The sequence below is a fragment of the Desulfomonile tiedjei genome, assembly GCA_016212925.1.
Classification (GTDB): Bacteria; Desulfobacterota; Desulfomonilia; order Desulfomonilales; family Desulfomonilaceae; genus JACRDF01.
In genome coordinates this window covers 80,070-95,164 of the sequence record JACRDF010000040.1, presented here as the reverse complement: position 1 = coordinate 95,164, position 15,095 = coordinate 80,070, and the positions used below count along the sequence as shown (strand labels likewise).

16 protein-coding genes are annotated in these 15,095 nt (G+C 54.2%); 4 read left to right on the top strand and 12 right to left on the bottom strand.

Annotated features, from left to right (window positions below; genetic code table 11):
- Positions 1-230: 230 nt before the first annotated feature.
- Positions 231-1,631 carry a CoA-binding protein gene (locus HY913_16530; protein MBI4964883.1) on the bottom strand — a complete coding sequence of 467 codons (1,401 nt, stop codon included), beginning with the start codon at positions 1,629-1,631 and terminating at the stop codon, positions 231-233.
- 894 nt (positions 1,632-2,525) lie between these two features.
- Here HY913_16530 and HY913_16525 point away from each other — a divergent pair.
- From HY913_16525 to HY913_16510, 4 genes are all read left to right on the top strand, one after another.
- Entirely contained in the window at positions 2,526-3,041 is a 516-nt protein-coding gene (locus tag HY913_16525) for a hypothetical protein (protein MBI4964882.1), read from the top strand.
- Positions 3,042-3,155: 114 nt separating this feature from the next.
- Positions 3,156-3,818 (top strand): DUF4145 domain-containing protein, encoded by a 663-nt coding sequence (locus HY913_16520; protein MBI4964881.1) that lies wholly within the window; start codon positions 3,156-3,158, stop codon positions 3,816-3,818.
- A gap of 306 nt (positions 3,819-4,124) precedes the next feature.
- A complete protein-coding gene (locus HY913_16515) occupies positions 4,125-4,373 on the top strand; it encodes a type II toxin-antitoxin system RelE/ParE family toxin (GenBank protein MBI4964880.1) in 249 nt (82 codons plus the stop codon).
- Between the two features lie 8 nt (positions 4,374-4,381).
- Entirely contained in the window at positions 4,382-4,585 is a 204-nt protein-coding gene (locus HY913_16510; GenBank protein ID MBI4964879.1) for a type II toxin-antitoxin system Phd/YefM family antitoxin, read from the top strand.
- A 495-nt stretch (positions 4,586-5,080) separates the two neighbouring features.
- Here HY913_16510 and pgsA read toward each other — a convergent pair whose 3' ends face one another.
- From pgsA to argH, 11 genes are all read right to left on the bottom strand, one after another.
- The gene (pgsA, locus tag HY913_16505) at positions 5,081-5,653 is read right to left on the bottom strand and encodes a CDP-diacylglycerol--glycerol-3-phosphate 3-phosphatidyltransferase (protein MBI4964878.1); all 573 of its coding nucleotides are present in this window, start codon (positions 5,651-5,653) and stop codon (positions 5,081-5,083) included.
- Between the two features lie 21 nt (positions 5,654-5,674).
- On the bottom strand, positions 5,675-6,136 hold the full coding sequence (locus HY913_16500; protein ID MBI4964877.1) for a lytic transglycosylase domain-containing protein: 462 nt from the start codon (positions 6,134-6,136) through the stop codon (positions 5,675-5,677).
- 371 nt (positions 6,137-6,507) lie between these two features.
- Entirely contained in the window at positions 6,508-8,040 is a 1,533-nt protein-coding gene (locus tag HY913_16495) for a response regulator (protein MBI4964876.1), read from the bottom strand.
- 7 nt (positions 8,041-8,047) lie between these two features.
- Positions 8,048-8,314 carry a hypothetical protein gene (locus tag HY913_16490; protein MBI4964875.1) on the bottom strand — a complete coding sequence of 89 codons (267 nt, stop codon included), beginning with the start codon at positions 8,312-8,314 and terminating at the stop codon, positions 8,048-8,050.
- Positions 8,311-8,835 (bottom strand): 2-amino-4-hydroxy-6-hydroxymethyldihydropteridine diphosphokinase, encoded by a 525-nt coding sequence (gene folK, locus HY913_16485; protein ID MBI4964874.1) that lies wholly within the window; start codon positions 8,833-8,835, stop codon positions 8,311-8,313. Before folK ends, HY913_16490 begins: the two co-directional genes overlap by 4 nt.
- 17 nt (positions 8,836-8,852) lie before the next feature.
- Positions 8,853-9,587 carry a fumarylacetoacetate hydrolase family protein gene (locus tag HY913_16480; GenBank protein ID MBI4964873.1) on the bottom strand — a complete coding sequence of 245 codons (735 nt, stop codon included), beginning with the start codon at positions 9,585-9,587 and terminating at the stop codon, positions 8,853-8,855.
- Positions 9,584-10,393, bottom strand: coding sequence for a 4-hydroxy-tetrahydrodipicolinate reductase (locus HY913_16475; GenBank protein MBI4964872.1), 810 nt, complete (start codon positions 10,391-10,393; stop codon positions 9,584-9,586). The genes HY913_16480 and HY913_16475 overlap by 4 nt, the downstream gene beginning before the upstream one ends.
- A 13-nt stretch (positions 10,394-10,406) precedes the next feature.
- On the bottom strand, positions 10,407-11,279 hold the full coding sequence (locus HY913_16470) for a 4-hydroxy-tetrahydrodipicolinate synthase (protein MBI4964871.1): 873 nt from the start codon (positions 11,277-11,279) through the stop codon (positions 10,407-10,409).
- Positions 11,280-11,299: 20 nt separating this feature from the next.
- On the bottom strand, positions 11,300-12,571 hold the full coding sequence (lysA, locus tag HY913_16465) for a diaminopimelate decarboxylase (GenBank protein ID MBI4964870.1): 1,272 nt from the start codon (positions 12,569-12,571) through the stop codon (positions 11,300-11,302).
- 12 nt (positions 12,572-12,583) lie between these two features.
- Positions 12,584-13,627 (bottom strand): hypothetical protein, encoded by a 1,044-nt coding sequence (locus HY913_16460; GenBank protein MBI4964869.1) that lies wholly within the window; start codon positions 13,625-13,627, stop codon positions 12,584-12,586.
- A complete protein-coding gene (gene argH / locus HY913_16455; GenBank protein ID MBI4964868.1) occupies positions 13,624-15,057 on the bottom strand; it encodes an argininosuccinate lyase in 1,434 nt (477 codons plus the stop codon). Before argH ends, HY913_16460 begins: the two co-directional genes overlap by 4 nt.
- Positions 15,058-15,095: the final 38 nt, after the last annotated feature.

Sequence of the window (15,095 nt, the reverse complement as noted above, 5' to 3'; positions counted from 1 at the left end):
GAATCATCTTCAATTACGAAGTAATGCGCGGAAGAAACTGGTTCATCGTTTGGGTCCCACAATTGACTTCCATGTCCTTTACATGGCCATCATGCAAATTAATGTCATTGCGAGGAGCGGAGCGACGAAGCAATCTCCGGCGCCTCTGCTACCCACTGAGATTGCTTCGCTCCGCTCGCAATGACATAGCCGATCCCTCTCCGCTTGGATGGCCGGTTATCTTGGGTCATTCACGGGACAAGGCACGTTCCATTGTTTTTCCAGTTTTCGTACCGGACCATTGAAGCCAACAATCTGACGCCTCTTTCCAGGCTCGGCACTGCCAGGGCTCGGCCATGTTGCTCTACCCTCCTCGCCGCGTCCTCACGCTGTGGCCCGTAGGTCCAGACTACAACCGGCTTGGCGAACTTATCGGACAATTGCTGGATCACCTCTTCGGCGCCCAGATGCTTCTGTTCCGCATCGCCAAGTGCAAGCGCAAAGCAGAGCACCCCGTCAACGCCGGGATCGGCCAAGGCGTCTCGTAGGGCTGTGGTATAGGCCTTGCGCATCCCATGTTTCATCACTGCGGGCCAGATGTCTATCGGATTTGTAAGCCCCATCCAATCAGGTGATAAGCTCTGAATGGCGTCAATGGTCCCCTTGGACAGCTTTGCCGATTCAAGGCCGTGTCTTTCCATGGAGTCCAGGAGGATAATTCCACCCGCGCCGGTCAGGGTGACCACGGCTATTCTGGGGCCTTTTATTGGAGGGAGCCGAAGGAAACCTCGAACTAGGTCCAACTGGTCTTGAGTCTCATCAATCCGAATCACTCCGGCCTTTTGGAAAGCGGCAGCAACTACTCTGTCATCAGCCGCCAGCGAACCACTGTGCGAAGCAGCCGCCCTGGCCCCTTCTTGAGACCTCCCCGTCTTCAAGGCCACTATGGGAATTCGGCGTCCGATTCTTTCGGCAACTTCGAGGAAACGTTTCCCATCAGGAATTTCCTCGGCATGCAGCGCAATGACCTTTATTCGCTGCTCTTCTCCCAGCCATTCGAGAGCGTCAACGATGTTCAAATCGCACGCGTTTCCAACGTCTATTCCGATGCCCATACCGCTGACAAGATGATTCACACCCACAAAGAAAACCCCGGACTGGCAGACGAGTCCGACAGGCACCTCTTCCCGAGGCAGCGGCATGAAAGAGGAATTGAATCCGTTGAATGCGTTCGAGACCCCGAGTGTATTCGGCCCTAGAATGCGCATCTCGAACTTCCCGGCAGCCGCAAGCATTTCTCTCTGCAATTCCTCTCCCCGCTCATCAGCTTCAGCAAAACCTTGATTGGTGACAATCACAGCTCTGATGCCCTTCGCGCCACATTGTCTCACGATGCCCGGAATGGTTTCTCTCGGGGTGGAAATTACTGCCAGATCCACTTCATCATTCAAGCGGGAAACATTTGATAGAACGGAAATGCCTGCTATTTCTTTTGCGTGCGGATGAACAATACTGATCCGTCCCTGGTAACCCCAGTTCCTGAGATTATCTACAGGATTCAAAGCGCCCGGACCGCTTTTGCGCGGAACACCAACAAAGACCACAGACCGAGGAGACAGAAAAAGTGATTTGATGGGGCGTTTTTCCAACATGTTTCAAAACCTGCAAGTTTCGGGGAGATTTTCCGGGGAGGACGTTTTTGCAAAAACGCCCTCCCCGGACCCCTCCCCAAAAACTCCCATATATTGCACCATTGTCGACAGGGCCGCCAATGGTGTGGTGCACGCAGGCCCGATGCCTCTTTTCACGCCACGAGGCTTCTATACCAACTCTCACGGCGAAGATCATCACAACGAATCATGAAAACGCCAGTAGCGCCGGCATCTTGCCGGTAGCTATCCGTGCGTTTTCATAAAGAGCCAACGTAGGGCGGGCTATAAGCCGCCACTACGCGGACTGACAGTCGTTTTTTTCGCGCTAGGGACCTTAAGCCAAATCCCGCCTGGAACGCAGGTACAGCCGAATGTAGGGGCAGGCCCCCGCGCCTGCCCTGGCCGAGGTCATGCCAACAGCCTAGGGCGGACGCGGGGGTCCGCCCCTACGAAGCCCGCGCGTTCCGTCGCGACGCCAACGGTGTCCTTCACAATGTTTCCTTCCCGTTACGGGGTTCTTGAAACTATTCCAAGATCCAAACTGAATGGAAAGCCACCGTGCAGTTTCCCTTCTGCACAATATCAGATGGTTGGCTCAAGGAATATTGATTTCTTTGTGTATCCGTTTAGTCATGGGCGGGCTGTGCCGGAAATGCACAAGAACCTCACCGCAGAGCGCGCAGGGATGTAGGGGCACGGCGTGCCGTGCCCGTGCAAAGCCATCCGCTCCATCTCTGTGGTTCACAATAAGGAAAAAATGGAGTTGCCTTCGCCGTTGCAGTCCATTATATAGTCTGTAAGCCCCTAGAATCTGTGGACGCCTTACCCGATTCTCGATTCGAGGAGGAAACTGGGTATGGTGACTCCCGATTTCCCTTGTCCATGGAGGACACAATGGACGATGAGTGGCAGAAAACCTTTCGCGGCCGTAGGCGTCGCTTCGAGGCGCGGCGGCCACCCCGCGAGGATGAAATTGCGGTCGCCATAAAGATCCGTGTTAAGATGGGTTGTTTCCATCGAGAGCATTCTCCGAACGCGTACCGCATTATCGACGCGAGTCTCAGGAAGTTATCCGGCACCTCCGAGGAAATGGCTTTTGAAGAACACGAAAGCGGCCCAGAACTCTTAGTCTATTTGGCCGTGGTTACTGCTGGCATAACTCTGGCCAAAAGCGTTGTGGACCTCGTCACTACTATCATTAGGGCGAGAGCAGAGGGGATAAAGACTGGAGATACACGATCCGCTCCATTGGAGTTGATTGTTCGCCGCGTTGACCGTGAAGGCGAATTCAGTGAAGAAGTGGTCCTTCGCGTGGGTCATACGGATCATATGGACGAGGAACTTATCGAACAGAGCCTCAGTGAGGCGCTTGGGCGACTCGCCAAGAAGGATCATGCCGGGAACAGGTAGGAGCTTCGGGAATATGCGGACACAGTGCTGGATTTCCGATCCGATGCGCGGATTGGGTATGGTGTTTTCCCGGAATTCGATTGGGCCTGATCATGAAAGGCAGGAAGGTTATCAATGGACAGTTGGTGGCAATTAGGAGAGAGGGCAGGCAATTCCGGCGGAACATTGAACGTGGACAACATCACTTGCCCCTTCTGCATGGAGAGAGGTAATTTCACCCAGGTCTTTCACGCGGAGAAGAAGAAGCCCAATTCCTACAAAAGACTAAATTTTGACACCATTGAGTGCGGAAACTGCAAAGGCTATGTAATGGTTTTGTGGTCGGCTACGCAGCACTCGCTTGATCATGCTTACCACGAATACCGGGTTCTTCCTTGGCCGTTGAAACTGGAAAGGTATCCTGAACACTGGCCAGAACAAATTGGACGCTATTGGTTACAAGCGAAGCGGAACGTTCGTGACGAAAACTGGGACGCCGCCTCTGTGATGGCGCGGAGTGCTCTTCAGCTGGCACTTAGGGATTGCAAGGCGCAGGGCAAGAACCTGAAGCAAGAAATTGATGATTTAGCCGCGAAAGGGATTTTGCCCCCCATCATGAAAGATTGGTCTGATCACGTGCGGGATCTTGGCAACGATGCTGCCCATCCGGGACCCTCACAAGGCCCCGCCGATCCAGAAGATGTGCGCGACATCGTTAAATTTCTCGACTTCTTACTCGAGTATTTGTACTCGCTTCCCCATCGAATCAAGCAGTACAGAGAGCGCGCAAAGGAATAATAAACCCCTCTCCTGGGGCAGCATTCCCGGAATTCGCGGTACACATCCGCAATTGCTGACCAGAAATGGCCTTGATGCCTGGGAGGGTTATTGGACAGCCTGCGGGGGTAATTGTTGCAGGCCGACCGCATCACATTACCCGGCGAGGCAATCCGCGGCAGCGGGCCTTCTTCTGTTTGACACCGACGCGTTAGTCGGCGAAATTGAGAAAGCGCCTAGATGGAAGCTGGGAACAGGAAAGGTAGGGCACCCACAACGCGCGGATGGATCGCGGCGGCGGCATTCAGCATTCCTGAGTAGATTGAGATGAGATATACTGTCGAACTGAAGCCTAAGGCTGAGAAGGACCTGAAGGCTATGCCAAAGGACGAGTCTCGCGGTATGTACGACCCCTTGTTAGCTCTTGAGAGCGGGCTGCTGGGCGACGTCAAGAAACTGACGGATCATTGGCCGGAATACCGGCTGCGGATAGGCAATTGGCGGGCTCTCTTCGATATAGAAGGAGACAAAATAGTTGTTTGTCGTATTCGCCATCGTAGGGAAGCCCACAGATAGAAGGAGCTATGCTGTTGCATCCACAAATAATCGAAAAGGAAGGGAAAAAGGAATTTGTCGTTCTGCCTTACGAAGAGTTTCTGAAAATCCAGGAGACTTTGGAGGACTTTGAGGACCTTCGTGAATTGAGAAGGGAACGAGAAGAATCGATAGACAAGCCCTCCAGAAGTCTTAGAGAAATCGGGAAGGAACTCGGTTTTGAGCCGGAATAGTTCAGTTCTGCTCCTGACCCATCATCAGCGAACGCACCGAAGCAATCCCCGGCAGCGGGCCTTCTTCTGCTTGACTGAGGACTCGCTGCTGACCGCTTTCATTCAGTTTACGACCGCGGACAGTAGATCTATTGCCCTGAAGGGGCAGACCATGAGTAGTCCAGCGGGACGCGGGATGTAAACCCGTGGAGCAAGGAGAATCCCTTAACCATGAACCGGAGACCCTGAAGGGGTCGCCCCAGTTCCCTCAACGAATTATTGCATTTTCGGGAGACCCCTCCAGGGTCTTCAGAGCCTCCGGTTTGCTTTCCGTGGGTTTGCACCCACGGCTACCGTTGGGTTGCACCTTCGGTGCACAGATGCAGTTCCCGCCTGTAAGTGACTGCTTTCTGCTAGTTCTTAGGTGGAGCCTGGGAACCAGTGGGCAAGAAGACGCCTCCCTAAGAAGAGGACGCTCCGGGACCGGCAAGATGCCGGCGCTACTAGGAGGTTGCTTCAGAATTCGTCCCCGCCTTCTCTAACTTGGTATTCCCTGTAAAATCGGAAGAAATAATCCAGACCCGACCATATTGTGAGCACCAAAGCCACGTATAGGAGCACAGTCCCGATCAGGTGGAAATTGATAGGTATGACCAGGTCGTATTCGTAATGAACGATCAACGGGACAACGGCCGAGAATTGAAATACTGCTTTGAGCTTGCCCACCGGGCTGGGTTTGAGCGTAGTATCCCACGCCTTGGTAATCGCCCTCAGCGCACTCACGGCAATTTCCCTCGAAATGATGAGCATTACGATCCAGGCTTCCACTCGCCCCAATGATATGAGCATGATCAGCGCGGAGGTGACCAGAACTTTATCGGCAATGGGATCGAGGAAGCGGCCGAATGAGGATTCCACCTCGAAACGCCGCGCAATGAAGCCGTCAAAGAAATCGGTAAGGGAGGCCAGCAGGAATAGGCACCCCGCGATTGCCGACGGGACCCTGCCGGGAAAAAACAGCAACGCGACGATCGGAGGAACCAGAACCATCCTCCCTAGAGTAAGAAAGTTAGGCAAATGTCTTTTCATTAAATATTAAACCTGCTTCAATCAATTCTCCGCCAGACGAAGAGTGGGATCCTTCTTGAATTTCTTGTAATGCGCGATGACCCTCTTCACATAGTCTATGGTCTCCCTGTATGGCGGGATTCCTGCATATTTCTGAACTGTTCCCGGTCCGGCGTTATATGCCGCCAGGGCCAGGCGAAGGTCTCCGTACGAAGCCAATAGGCCCTTTATGTATTTGACGCCGCCGATGATGTTTTCGCGCGGGTCGAGCGGTTTGTCCACTTTCAAAACCTTGGCCGTCGAGGGCATGAGTTGCATCAGCCCCTGGGCCCCTTTGCGGGAGACAGCCGATGGGTTGCAATTGGATTCCGCGACGATGATCGCCTTGACCAGGCTGGCCTCAATCTGGAATTTCGAGGCGATTTCCGAAACGATTTCATCGAGGCTTTTCGGTTTGCCCTGTATTGCAAACTGTACCATCGGCTGTGAGCCGTCTTCACTCATATGGAACATCCAGCCCGGTCCTGAAGGCCTATTGGTGAATTCCTTCTGCCCGTCCTGGTGAATCCTGATGAATATATCCGAATACGCCTCGTGTGGGCAAACAGCCGTTGCGATAGCCGTGCAAAACCAAATAAGAATTGAAAGCCGAAATGGCATAGTGTTGCTCCGTGCAGGTTGAATCTTGGACCTTGGATCTCATGGCGACTTACCAACTCGACTAATCCGCATTGCAAAAGACACTTTGTCAGGGAGCCTTGCGCTCGCTCAAATGGGCATCCCGTTCTATCGGGGGACCGTGCCACTGCCCGTCTATTTCAGCGACGTGTTTGTCGCAATTTCAATGTGTCTCCACCCTGAATAAGTGGCGGTTCCTATCTGAAGGGTCCGCCGTGCGATTCCGTTTCCCAGGAAAATAGCCCGGTCATTAACCTGTCCACAGGCAAAAGAACCTCCACGGTGGTCCCCTTTCCGGGTTCGGATCGCACGTTTATCGCGCCCCTGTGCTCTTCCACCAGAAGATAGGCTTTGCTCAACCCCATTCCTGCGCCGGTGGTCTTGGAGGTGAAGAAGGGGTTGAATATGTCCGTCAGGTCTTCGTCGCGGATACCCGCGCCCGTATCCGTAAACGCGACGGAAACCGCGGAGTTGATGTTCCGCAGTGTTGCCTTCACTCTCCCCCCGCGAGGCATGGCCTCGTACGCGTTCAGAATCAGATTGAAAAAAACCTCCTCGATGGCAACGGAATCCGCGAGGACATGCGGAAGATTCTCGTCGGCAACCAGGCTAAAAGACACTCTCTCCACCAACCGCGAAGGAAGCTCTCGGACCGCCCTGTCCCTGGCGCTCTCAACCACGGGTAAAAGGTCTGTCTTTTCGTAACGGAAGGTGTAGAACTTGGAGAAGCGGACGTATTCCTCGATATCCGCAACCATCTTCTCCAGGCGGGAAACGTCGTCGAGAATGATACCGGTGTATTGAGCACATTGAGGATCGCCGGTTGTAATCTTGCGCAAGCGGAGGGCAAACCCGCCCAACGATGTCAGGGAGTTCCTCACTTCATGTGCGATCCCTTCCACAACCTTGCCGAGAGCAGCCAGTTTTTCGGATTGTTTAAGCCGCCTTTCAACCTCGTAAAGCCTCGTCAAATCCGCCACAACCGTCACAATTCCGCGAACCTGTCCTTTTTCCTTTATTACCGATGATGACAGGTAGCCGGGAAAGGTCCCCTTATCTTTCTTTCTGAAATGGAATTCACCTTCCAGCTTTCCTTCTCGAATGGTCTCTTTCACAATGTCACGGGAAAGGAGCGTTCTCGCTTGCCCCCGTATGAGGAAATGTATATCCTGGTCCTTCAACTCGTCGCTCGAGTACCCCCACAGGTCCGAGACCGCCCTGTTGGTAAACTGGATTCTCCCTTGCTGATCCGTGGTGATGATTGCTTCGTTGATGATCGTAGCAAGGTGTGCCAGGTACCTTTCAGCGCGGTGGATCTCCTTTTTCAGTCGCACATTTTCATCGGCCGCTTGCCGCCGCTCCAACAATTTCGTGGCTAAGGCCACTACTTCGTCTATCCCGAAAGGCTTGGTCAGGTAGTCATCCGCTCCGAGTTTCATCGCCCTGACCGCGGTCTGCTCCGAGCCTACGCCCGTCATCATGACAACAAGGGTTCGGCGGTCTCTTTCTTTGATGTAACGGAGCATTTCAATGCCATCGATCTTGGGCATGTGAATGTCAACAAAAGCCAGATCCGGGTGCTTCCTGAGAAAGATGCTCCTGCATTCCTCCCCGTCGAAAGCCTGAACAACTTCAAACCCGTTCTCCTCGAACACATCCTTCAGCATGTTGTTCAAGATCTCGGAATCGTCCGCAATGAGTATGGTTGCGTTTTCCACGCTGGTTTTCATGCTACTTTCAGGCCTGTTGATCGATATACTTCTGGCGACATTCCGCGGAACAGAAATGAATCCTCCGCCCCTCGTTCATTACGCTCAGTGCCTCATTAGGTGCTGTGTAGACCCCGCAAACGGGGTCACGCACCATTTCGCTTACTTCGCGACTGAACAATGGGGCCTGATCTCTCGTCTCAACCGACCGATCCTTGAAGGAACGGATCGCCAAGGAGGTAGCCTTGAAAAGCACGTAAATCAACAGCGCGATTAGGATTATTCTCAGAATCATTTCGTGCGCCGCTCCGGCCCACTTGGACAGTCCACGATCGGTTGCGCTTTTTCGGTGTCCTCCCGAGAGAGGAGACCCAACAAGTCACGCACAGTAGAACCCAGTACCGGATGCACAGCCTCGGGTGCGATCTCGGCCAACGGCGCCAGCACAAAGGCCCTGCGGTGCATCCGCGGATGGGGTACCTCCAACGATCCTTCCTTCACTTGCTTGTTCGCGTACAGAAGCAGGTCCAAGTCGATCACGCGCGACAAATCACTGCGATGTCCGCGTGATTTCCCCAGCCGTAACTCAACGTCTCTGATGGCCGACATCAAGTCCGCCGGCGCCAGGTCAGTCTCGACAGCTATAGCTGCATTCAGGAAATTCTGGCCGCCGTCCGTGAGACCCTCAGGTTCAGTCTCGTAAAGGCGCGAATGTCCCCTGACCGTTGTCGCGGGCATCAAATTGAGCGCTTCGAGCGCTGCGTCAAACTTGGCTCTTCTGTCGCCCAAGTTGGCCCCGAATCCGATGTACGCCATTTGACCCATCTCTACACTCAGAAAACCTTGTTGATCAAGGAACCTATGCCTTCGATTCTGACCTCCACCTTGTCCCCATCTTTCATGGGCCCTATCCCCGAGGTGGTGCCGGTGGCGATAACATCGCCCGGCAGCAGCGTCATGATCCCCGATATGAATTCCACCAACCGGAAAGGGTTGAATATGAGGTTGGAAGTCCTGGACGCCTGTTTGCGATCGCCGTTCAGGAACAACTCTATCTTCAAATCCGACGGATCGATTTCCGTTTCTATCCAAGGGCCTATGGGACAGAAGGTGTCGAAACCTTTAGCCCGGGTCCATTGTCCGTCCTTGCCTTGCAGGTCTCGCGCGGTCACGTCATTGAGGCATGTATAGCCTCTTATGTAGTTCCGGGCTTGCTCCAGGGTTACATTCCTGGCTGTCTTGTCTATCACGATGGCCAGCTCGGCTTCGTAGTCCACCCTCTTGCTCTGAGGAGGCAAAATGATCCCGTCCCCGTTACCGATCACACTTGAGGCAGGTTTCAAGAAGAGGAGCGGCTCTTCAGGTAGGGGCAAATTCACCTCTTCCGCATGATCCCTGTAATTGAGTCCAACTGCAACTATCTTGGTAGGTTGGCATGGAGCGAGCAATTGCACTTTGCCGATTTGGTGCGCCCACGCTGAAGTGTCAGTTGCGAGGGGCACGAGCGTGTCACCCTCCACCTTCCCATCGAGAACCCGATCGTCAATTTTGAATCTGGCAATCTTCATTTCTTTTCCTTTAATCCAAGAACGTCCATCATGTCATACAGACCGTTCGGTTGAGAAACCAACCACAGAGCCGCCCGAATCGCTCCTTTGGCAAAAGCACCGCGAGTGTGCGCCCTGTGGACAAGCTCGATGCGCTCACCGTTGGTGACGAACATCACCGTATGGTCCCCAACAATATCGCCGCCCCTCACTGCCATTACGCCGATCTCGGAGGCCTTGCGTTCACCGACAAGGCCGTGGCGCCCGTACACACCCGCGGTTTGCAGGTCTCTTCCAAGGGCCTCGGAGATCACTTCCGCGAGCTTGTTTGCTGTGCCGCTCGGGGCATCCTTCTTCATCCTGTGATGCGCCTCAATGATTTCTACATCGTAGTCGCCGCCCAAGGTCTGCGCCACGCTACCGGCCAGGCTGAACAGGAGATTTACCCCCATGCTCATATTCGGAGCGACCAAGCATCTTGTGCGAGGTCCTACTTCCTCAATCTCTTTGCGTTGCTCGACAGAGAACCCGGTGGTGCCGACAACGATGGCTTTACCCATTTCCGCGGCTGTCTTGATGTGTTCGACCGAGGCACCGGGAAAAGAGAAGTCTATCAAGACATCACAATTCTCCAGCACGTCTTGGACGTCGCTGGTAATGGGCACCCCTATTTTGCCTAAGCCCGCATTTTCTCCCGCGTCCTTTCCCAGAGCCTGATTCTGAGCCGAGTCCAAAGCGCCGACGATTTCCATTTCGGGATGGTCATGCGCCAGAGCAAGAATTCTTTTTCCCATGCGCCCTGCGGCGCCGCTGACAGCTACTTTCATATCAAACCCCCTCTCAAAGGATTCCGTATTTCTCCAGGACCGTCCTCAGCTTGGCCATGTTGGCCTCTGAGGGTGAGCATAACGGGAGTCTGAATTCCGGTTCTAGTTTACCCATGAGACCGAGCGCGGCCTTGACCGGAATCGGGTTGGTCTCAAGGAACATGGCCTGGCAAAGCTCATATATATCAAAGTGCATGGATCGCGCCTTTTCCACTTCACCGTTGAGCATGGCCGCCACCAGCTTTGACATTCTGTCAGGGACGATGTTGGTCACCACCGAGATGACACCCTTTCCGCCCAGCGCCATCAGGGGAAACGTCATCTGGTCATCGCCCGAGAGCACGTCGAAATCCGGGCCGCAAAGCCTGAGGACCTCGCTCATCTGGAGTATCGAACCGGACGCCTCTTTCACCCCGACGATATTAGGGACCCGCGACAGCCTCTGGACGGTGGAATTCTCAATGTTGACACCTGTCCGGCCCTGAATGTTGTACAGCACGATAGGGAGGTCTACGGTCTCGGCCACAGTCTTGAAGTGCTGGTACAGTCCTTCCTGGGTCGGCTTGTTGTAGTAAGGAGAGACAAGTAGGGCCCCATCAGCGCCTACGGCCTTTGCATGCTTTGTGAGGCTGATCGCTTCTTCCGTACTGTTGGAACCCGTTCCAGCGATCACCTTGACCTGACCTGCCACTTCCTTGACAGTGATTTCCACAACGCGATTGTGCTCTTCGTGGCTCAGGGTTGGTGACTCGCCAGTGGTCCCGCAGGGAACCAGTCCGCTGATTCCCCCGTCAATACCGAAGCGGATCAATCCCTTGAGCGCGCCCTCGTCCACTTGACCGTTTCGGAAAGGCGTCACTATTGCAGTAAGGGCTCCTGATAACATCGTCTCCTCCATCACTTTAGTTAGAGCATTTCGGGCGGTATCCGCTCCCCCCGTATAAGATCCTCGTAAGTTTCGCGGCTGCGGATAATGTGGTACCGGGAACCATCCACGAGGACTTCCGCTGCTCTGGGCCGAGAATTGTAGTTCGAGGACATTGAAAAACCATACGCACCTGCGCTCATGATCGCAATCAGCTCGCCCGATTCCACGGGCTCCATCTCACGGGACTGGGCCAAGAAATCTCCGGATTCGCATATCGGGCCCACAACGTCTGCGATTATCCTGGCCTCTGAGATCTCTTTATTCTTCCCCGGGATCACCTTCCACACTGAATGATGTGCTTTGTAAAGGCTGGGCCGGATCAAATCGTTCATCGCCGCGTCCACAATTACGAAGCTTTTTTCTGGTCCATGCTTCTCGTAAAGCACTCTGGCGCCCAAAATGCCGGCATTGCCTACCAGGAGGCGGCCCGGTTCCAGAATGAGTGTAACGTTGAGGTCGGCCACGCGATCCACGATCGCTTTTCCGTAAGCTGCCGGCAGAGGTGGGTTTTCCTCGTCATACGGGATGCCCAAGCCCCCGCCTAAATCCAGATATCTTATGTTGAAGCCCTCCGACCGGAGGGTCTCGATCAGATCTTGAAGCAGGTCAACTGCTTCGAGAAACGGGGAAAGCTCGGTGAGTTGGCTGCCGATATGGCAATCGACTCCGACGGGTTCCACCCCTTTCATCTTTCGCGCTTTGCGATACAGTTCGACAGAACGCTCCGAGTCGATTCCGAATTTGTTTCTTTTCAGCCCCGTGGATATGTACGGATGGGTCTGAGGATCGACGTCGGGATTCACCCGTAACGCTATTGCCGCTCGTTTGCCGAGGGCCTGCGCTCGCTGGTCAAGGAGATCCAATTCGGCTTCGGACTCCACATTGAACATCAGGATTCCCGCGGCCAGCGCTTCATCCATTTCGGAAGCTTTTTTCCCGACTCCGGAGTAGACGATTTTTGATGCGTCTATTCCGGCCGTTAGAGCGCGGTATAGCTCACCGCCGGAAACAATGTCCACCCCTCCTCCCAGATTCCCGAAGAGCCTCAAAACTGCCAGATTGGAGCAGGCTTTCATCGAATAGCAGATCAAATGATCGACGGAGGCAAAGGGTTCCTCAAAGACCCTGTAGTGTCGTTCCAGGGTTTCCCTGCTGTAAACGAAGACAGGTGTTCCTACCTCATCGCAGATACGCTGCACGGGAACATTCTCGCAATAAAGCTCACCATCTATGTAGTTGAAAAAATGCATCTAATTTCCTGATCAGGGGATAAATTTGACCTCTTCCGAGCCAGCGCGTTTGGACTCGTACTCTGGTTTATCCTTGGGAAACGCTGTCACGCCATAACGATACGTCCTTCCTCTGAGCACTTTCGAGTCGAAGTACTTTGGGTTGACGAGGGGCTGGGCGTTGATCTTTTCAAACATCTTTCCTGTTTCCGACCGATAAACGTTGTATCGGGTTTCCTCTTTTTCTATCTTCACAGGGTCCCAATAGAGGCTTATACCGCGACGTGTAGCAGTCCTATTCACGTTTTCCGGCGGCTGGAATTGCACGGCCGGCATTAGCGCTTTGACCGTAGACGATGGCGAGGACTCCAGCGAGATCCCTCTGTTCATTTTGAAAGACCGCACCTGGTAAAAATAACGCTTTTCCTTCTCAGCTTCCCGGTCCAGAAAGGACGTGTCCCTGGATTGAGCGCCGCCAATGTACTTCATCTCTTCGGGGTCGTCTGTTGCTCCCCTGTACACGCGGTATCCACTGATTCCCTCCGCTCGTGCGGGAACGTCCCATTCCAGCATGATGCCTTTGGGCTCGGGGCCTGCCCTCAATTGCTCAGGCGCGGGTGGAGGTTCGCCGTAGTCTACGGTCACGATCTGGCTCACCCGTCCTTCTCTGGCCCTTAGATTGTAAGGCGAGAGCCAATAAGAGTAAACATTTCCGGGTGAGACATCCTTGTCGGCATAGGTTACTTCCCCAGCACTGATCACGGCGTTGGAAGGATTCTGAAAATCCACGTTAGCGTGGAGGCTTTTCTTTTCTTCGCAGTTGTCGCACTCCTCTCCCAGAGGTTGGGCAAAACGGTAAATCTTGAACCCCGAGAGGTCACGTAAGGCAGAGCCATCTACGTTCGAAGGAGGCACGCTCCATTTGAGCACTATTCGGTCAGCGTACGCTTGGGCGTCTACTAGACCGATGTCACCGGGAATGCTGGCAGTGGCAGGACGCGGACTCGTCTTGTAACCGCAACCGACGAGAAAGCACGAGACTATGACAACCCACACTCCAGCACGCGCTTTTCTCAAGCCTTCCTCTCGCCCTCTCTGGTTTTACGCTTTGCCTTCTTAACACGGCCGGCCTTTTGTAGCTCCTGCAGGAACGATCCGGCCGCCCGGATCTGATCCAGCACTCTCTTCCTGGCGGTGCCCCCTTCGTGGCTTCGTGCCTCTACCATCTCTCCGGGGCTCGGCAACGTCCCCGCCTTTTTCTTTCCTCGCGGGCCGGAGCGTTCACGAATCATGGCGCCCACTCTCGAATGTGCATCCCTGAAAGCCATGCCATCCCTGACAAGCTTGTCGGCAAGATCAGTGGCCGCTAGCGATGGGTCCGATGCGGCCTCGATCATTCGGTCGCCGCGAAATTCGATACCGGGAATCAGCGAGCCCATTATCCTGAGGGAACCTTGCAGAGTGTCAACCGCGTCGAAAACAGGCTCTTTGTCCTCCTGCAAATCCTTGTTGTACGTCAGCGGCAATGCCTTCAAGGTTGTCAGCAAAGCTATGAGATCACCGTAAACCCGACCGGTCTTGCCTCTGATCAGCTCACACGCGTCCGGATTCTTCTTCTGAGGCATGATGCTGGACCCCGAACAGAACGCATCCGGAAGGGTACAAAAGCCGAATTCGGCGGATGACCACAGTATGAGTTCCTCAGCGAGACGCGAAAGATGCATCATTGCCACCGAGGAGTTAAACAGAAACTCGAGAGCGAAGTCCCTGTCGGAAACCGCATCCATTGAATTGGCGCTGATGCCGGAGAAGCCCAATTCATCGGCCACGCGTTTTCTGTCAATGGGAAAGGTGGCGCCGGCGAGCGCGGCCGCGCCGAGGGGCATCTCGTCCATACGACTTTGCGAATCTTGGAAGCGCCCGAAGTCGCGCTTGAACATCTGGAAATAAGCCATCAGATGATGTGCGAGGCGCACCGGTTGAGCCCTTTGAAGATGAGTGTACCCGGGAATCAGCAGGTCGATAGTGGCTTCTGACTTATCCACCAGCGCGGCCATCAGGGAACGCAGGTCCTCACTCAGCATGTCGATCCGGCCCTTCAGATACAGCCTTAGATCGAGCGCCACCTGGTCGTTTCGACTCCTCGCGGTATGCAGCTTGCCTGCAAGTTCACCGATCTTCTCTCTCAGGGCCTCTTCTATGTTGATGTGGACGTCTTCCAGCTCCTCGCGAAACTCGAACCGTCCTTTCTCGAAATCATCAAGAACGGATCTCAAGCCCTTCTCGATCTTACGAGCTTCTTGTGCTGATACAATGCCTTGACGGCCCAACATTCGGACATGGGCGATGCTGCCCGTCACGTCTTCCGCAAATAGACGTTTGTCAAATGAAACCGAGGCGTTGAATCGAGCAAACAGCGGGTCCATTGCACGCGCGAAACGGCCTTTACGAATTCCGTCCGATTTTACCGAGACCCTTTGGTTGGCTTTTTTCAACAACTTGGGCATTACAACCTCCGGCTGCGTGCGTACCGGCAGCCGTCATG

Excerpts from the sequence above, each read along its gene's own strand:
- HY913_16525 (MBI4964882.1), top strand. The coding sequence starts at position 2,526 with ATGGACGATGAGTGGCAGAAAACCTTTCGCGGCCGTAGGCGTCGCTTC.
- lysA (MBI4964870.1), bottom strand. The coding sequence starts at position 12,571 with ATGCATTTTTTCAACTACATAGATGGTGAGCTTTATTGCGAGAATGTT.
- HY913_16520 (MBI4964881.1), top strand. The coding sequence starts at position 3,156 with ATGGACAGTTGGTGGCAATTAGGAGAGAGGGCAGGCAATTCCGGCGGA.
- HY913_16530 (MBI4964883.1), bottom strand. The coding sequence starts at position 1,631 with ATGTTGGAAAAACGCCCCATCAAATCACTTTTTCTGTCTCCTCGGTCT.
- HY913_16510 (MBI4964879.1), top strand. The coding sequence starts at position 4,382 with ATGCTGTTGCATCCACAAATAATCGAAAAGGAAGGGAAAAAGGAATTT.
- HY913_16480 (MBI4964873.1), bottom strand. The coding sequence starts at position 9,587 with ATGAAGATTGCCAGATTCAAAATTGACGATCGGGTTCTCGATGGGAAG.
- pgsA (MBI4964878.1), bottom strand. The coding sequence starts at position 5,653 with ATGAAAAGACATTTGCCTAACTTTCTTACTCTAGGGAGGATGGTTCTG.
- HY913_16500 (MBI4964877.1), bottom strand. The coding sequence starts at position 6,136 with ATGAGTGAAGACGGCTCACAGCCGATGGTACAGTTTGCAATACAGGGC.
- HY913_16515 (MBI4964880.1), top strand. The coding sequence starts at position 4,125 with ATGAGATATACTGTCGAACTGAAGCCTAAGGCTGAGAAGGACCTGAAG.
- HY913_16470 (MBI4964871.1), bottom strand. The coding sequence starts at position 11,279 with ATGTTATCAGGAGCCCTTACTGCAATAGTGACGCCTTTCCGAAACGGT.
- folK (MBI4964874.1), bottom strand. The coding sequence starts at position 8,835 with ATGGCGTACATCGGATTCGGGGCCAACTTGGGCGACAGAAGAGCCAAG.
- HY913_16475 (MBI4964872.1), bottom strand. The coding sequence starts at position 10,393 with ATGAAAGTAGCTGTCAGCGGCGCCGCAGGGCGCATGGGAAAAAGAATT.
- HY913_16495 (MBI4964876.1), bottom strand. The coding sequence starts at position 8,040 with ATGAAAACCAGCGTGGAAAACGCAACCATACTCATTGCGGACGATTCC.
- HY913_16490 (MBI4964875.1), bottom strand. The coding sequence starts at position 8,314 with ATGATTCTGAGAATAATCCTAATCGCGCTGTTGATTTACGTGCTTTTC.
- argH (MBI4964868.1), bottom strand. The coding sequence starts at position 15,057 with ATGCCCAAGTTGTTGAAAAAAGCCAACCAAAGGGTCTCGGTAAAATCG.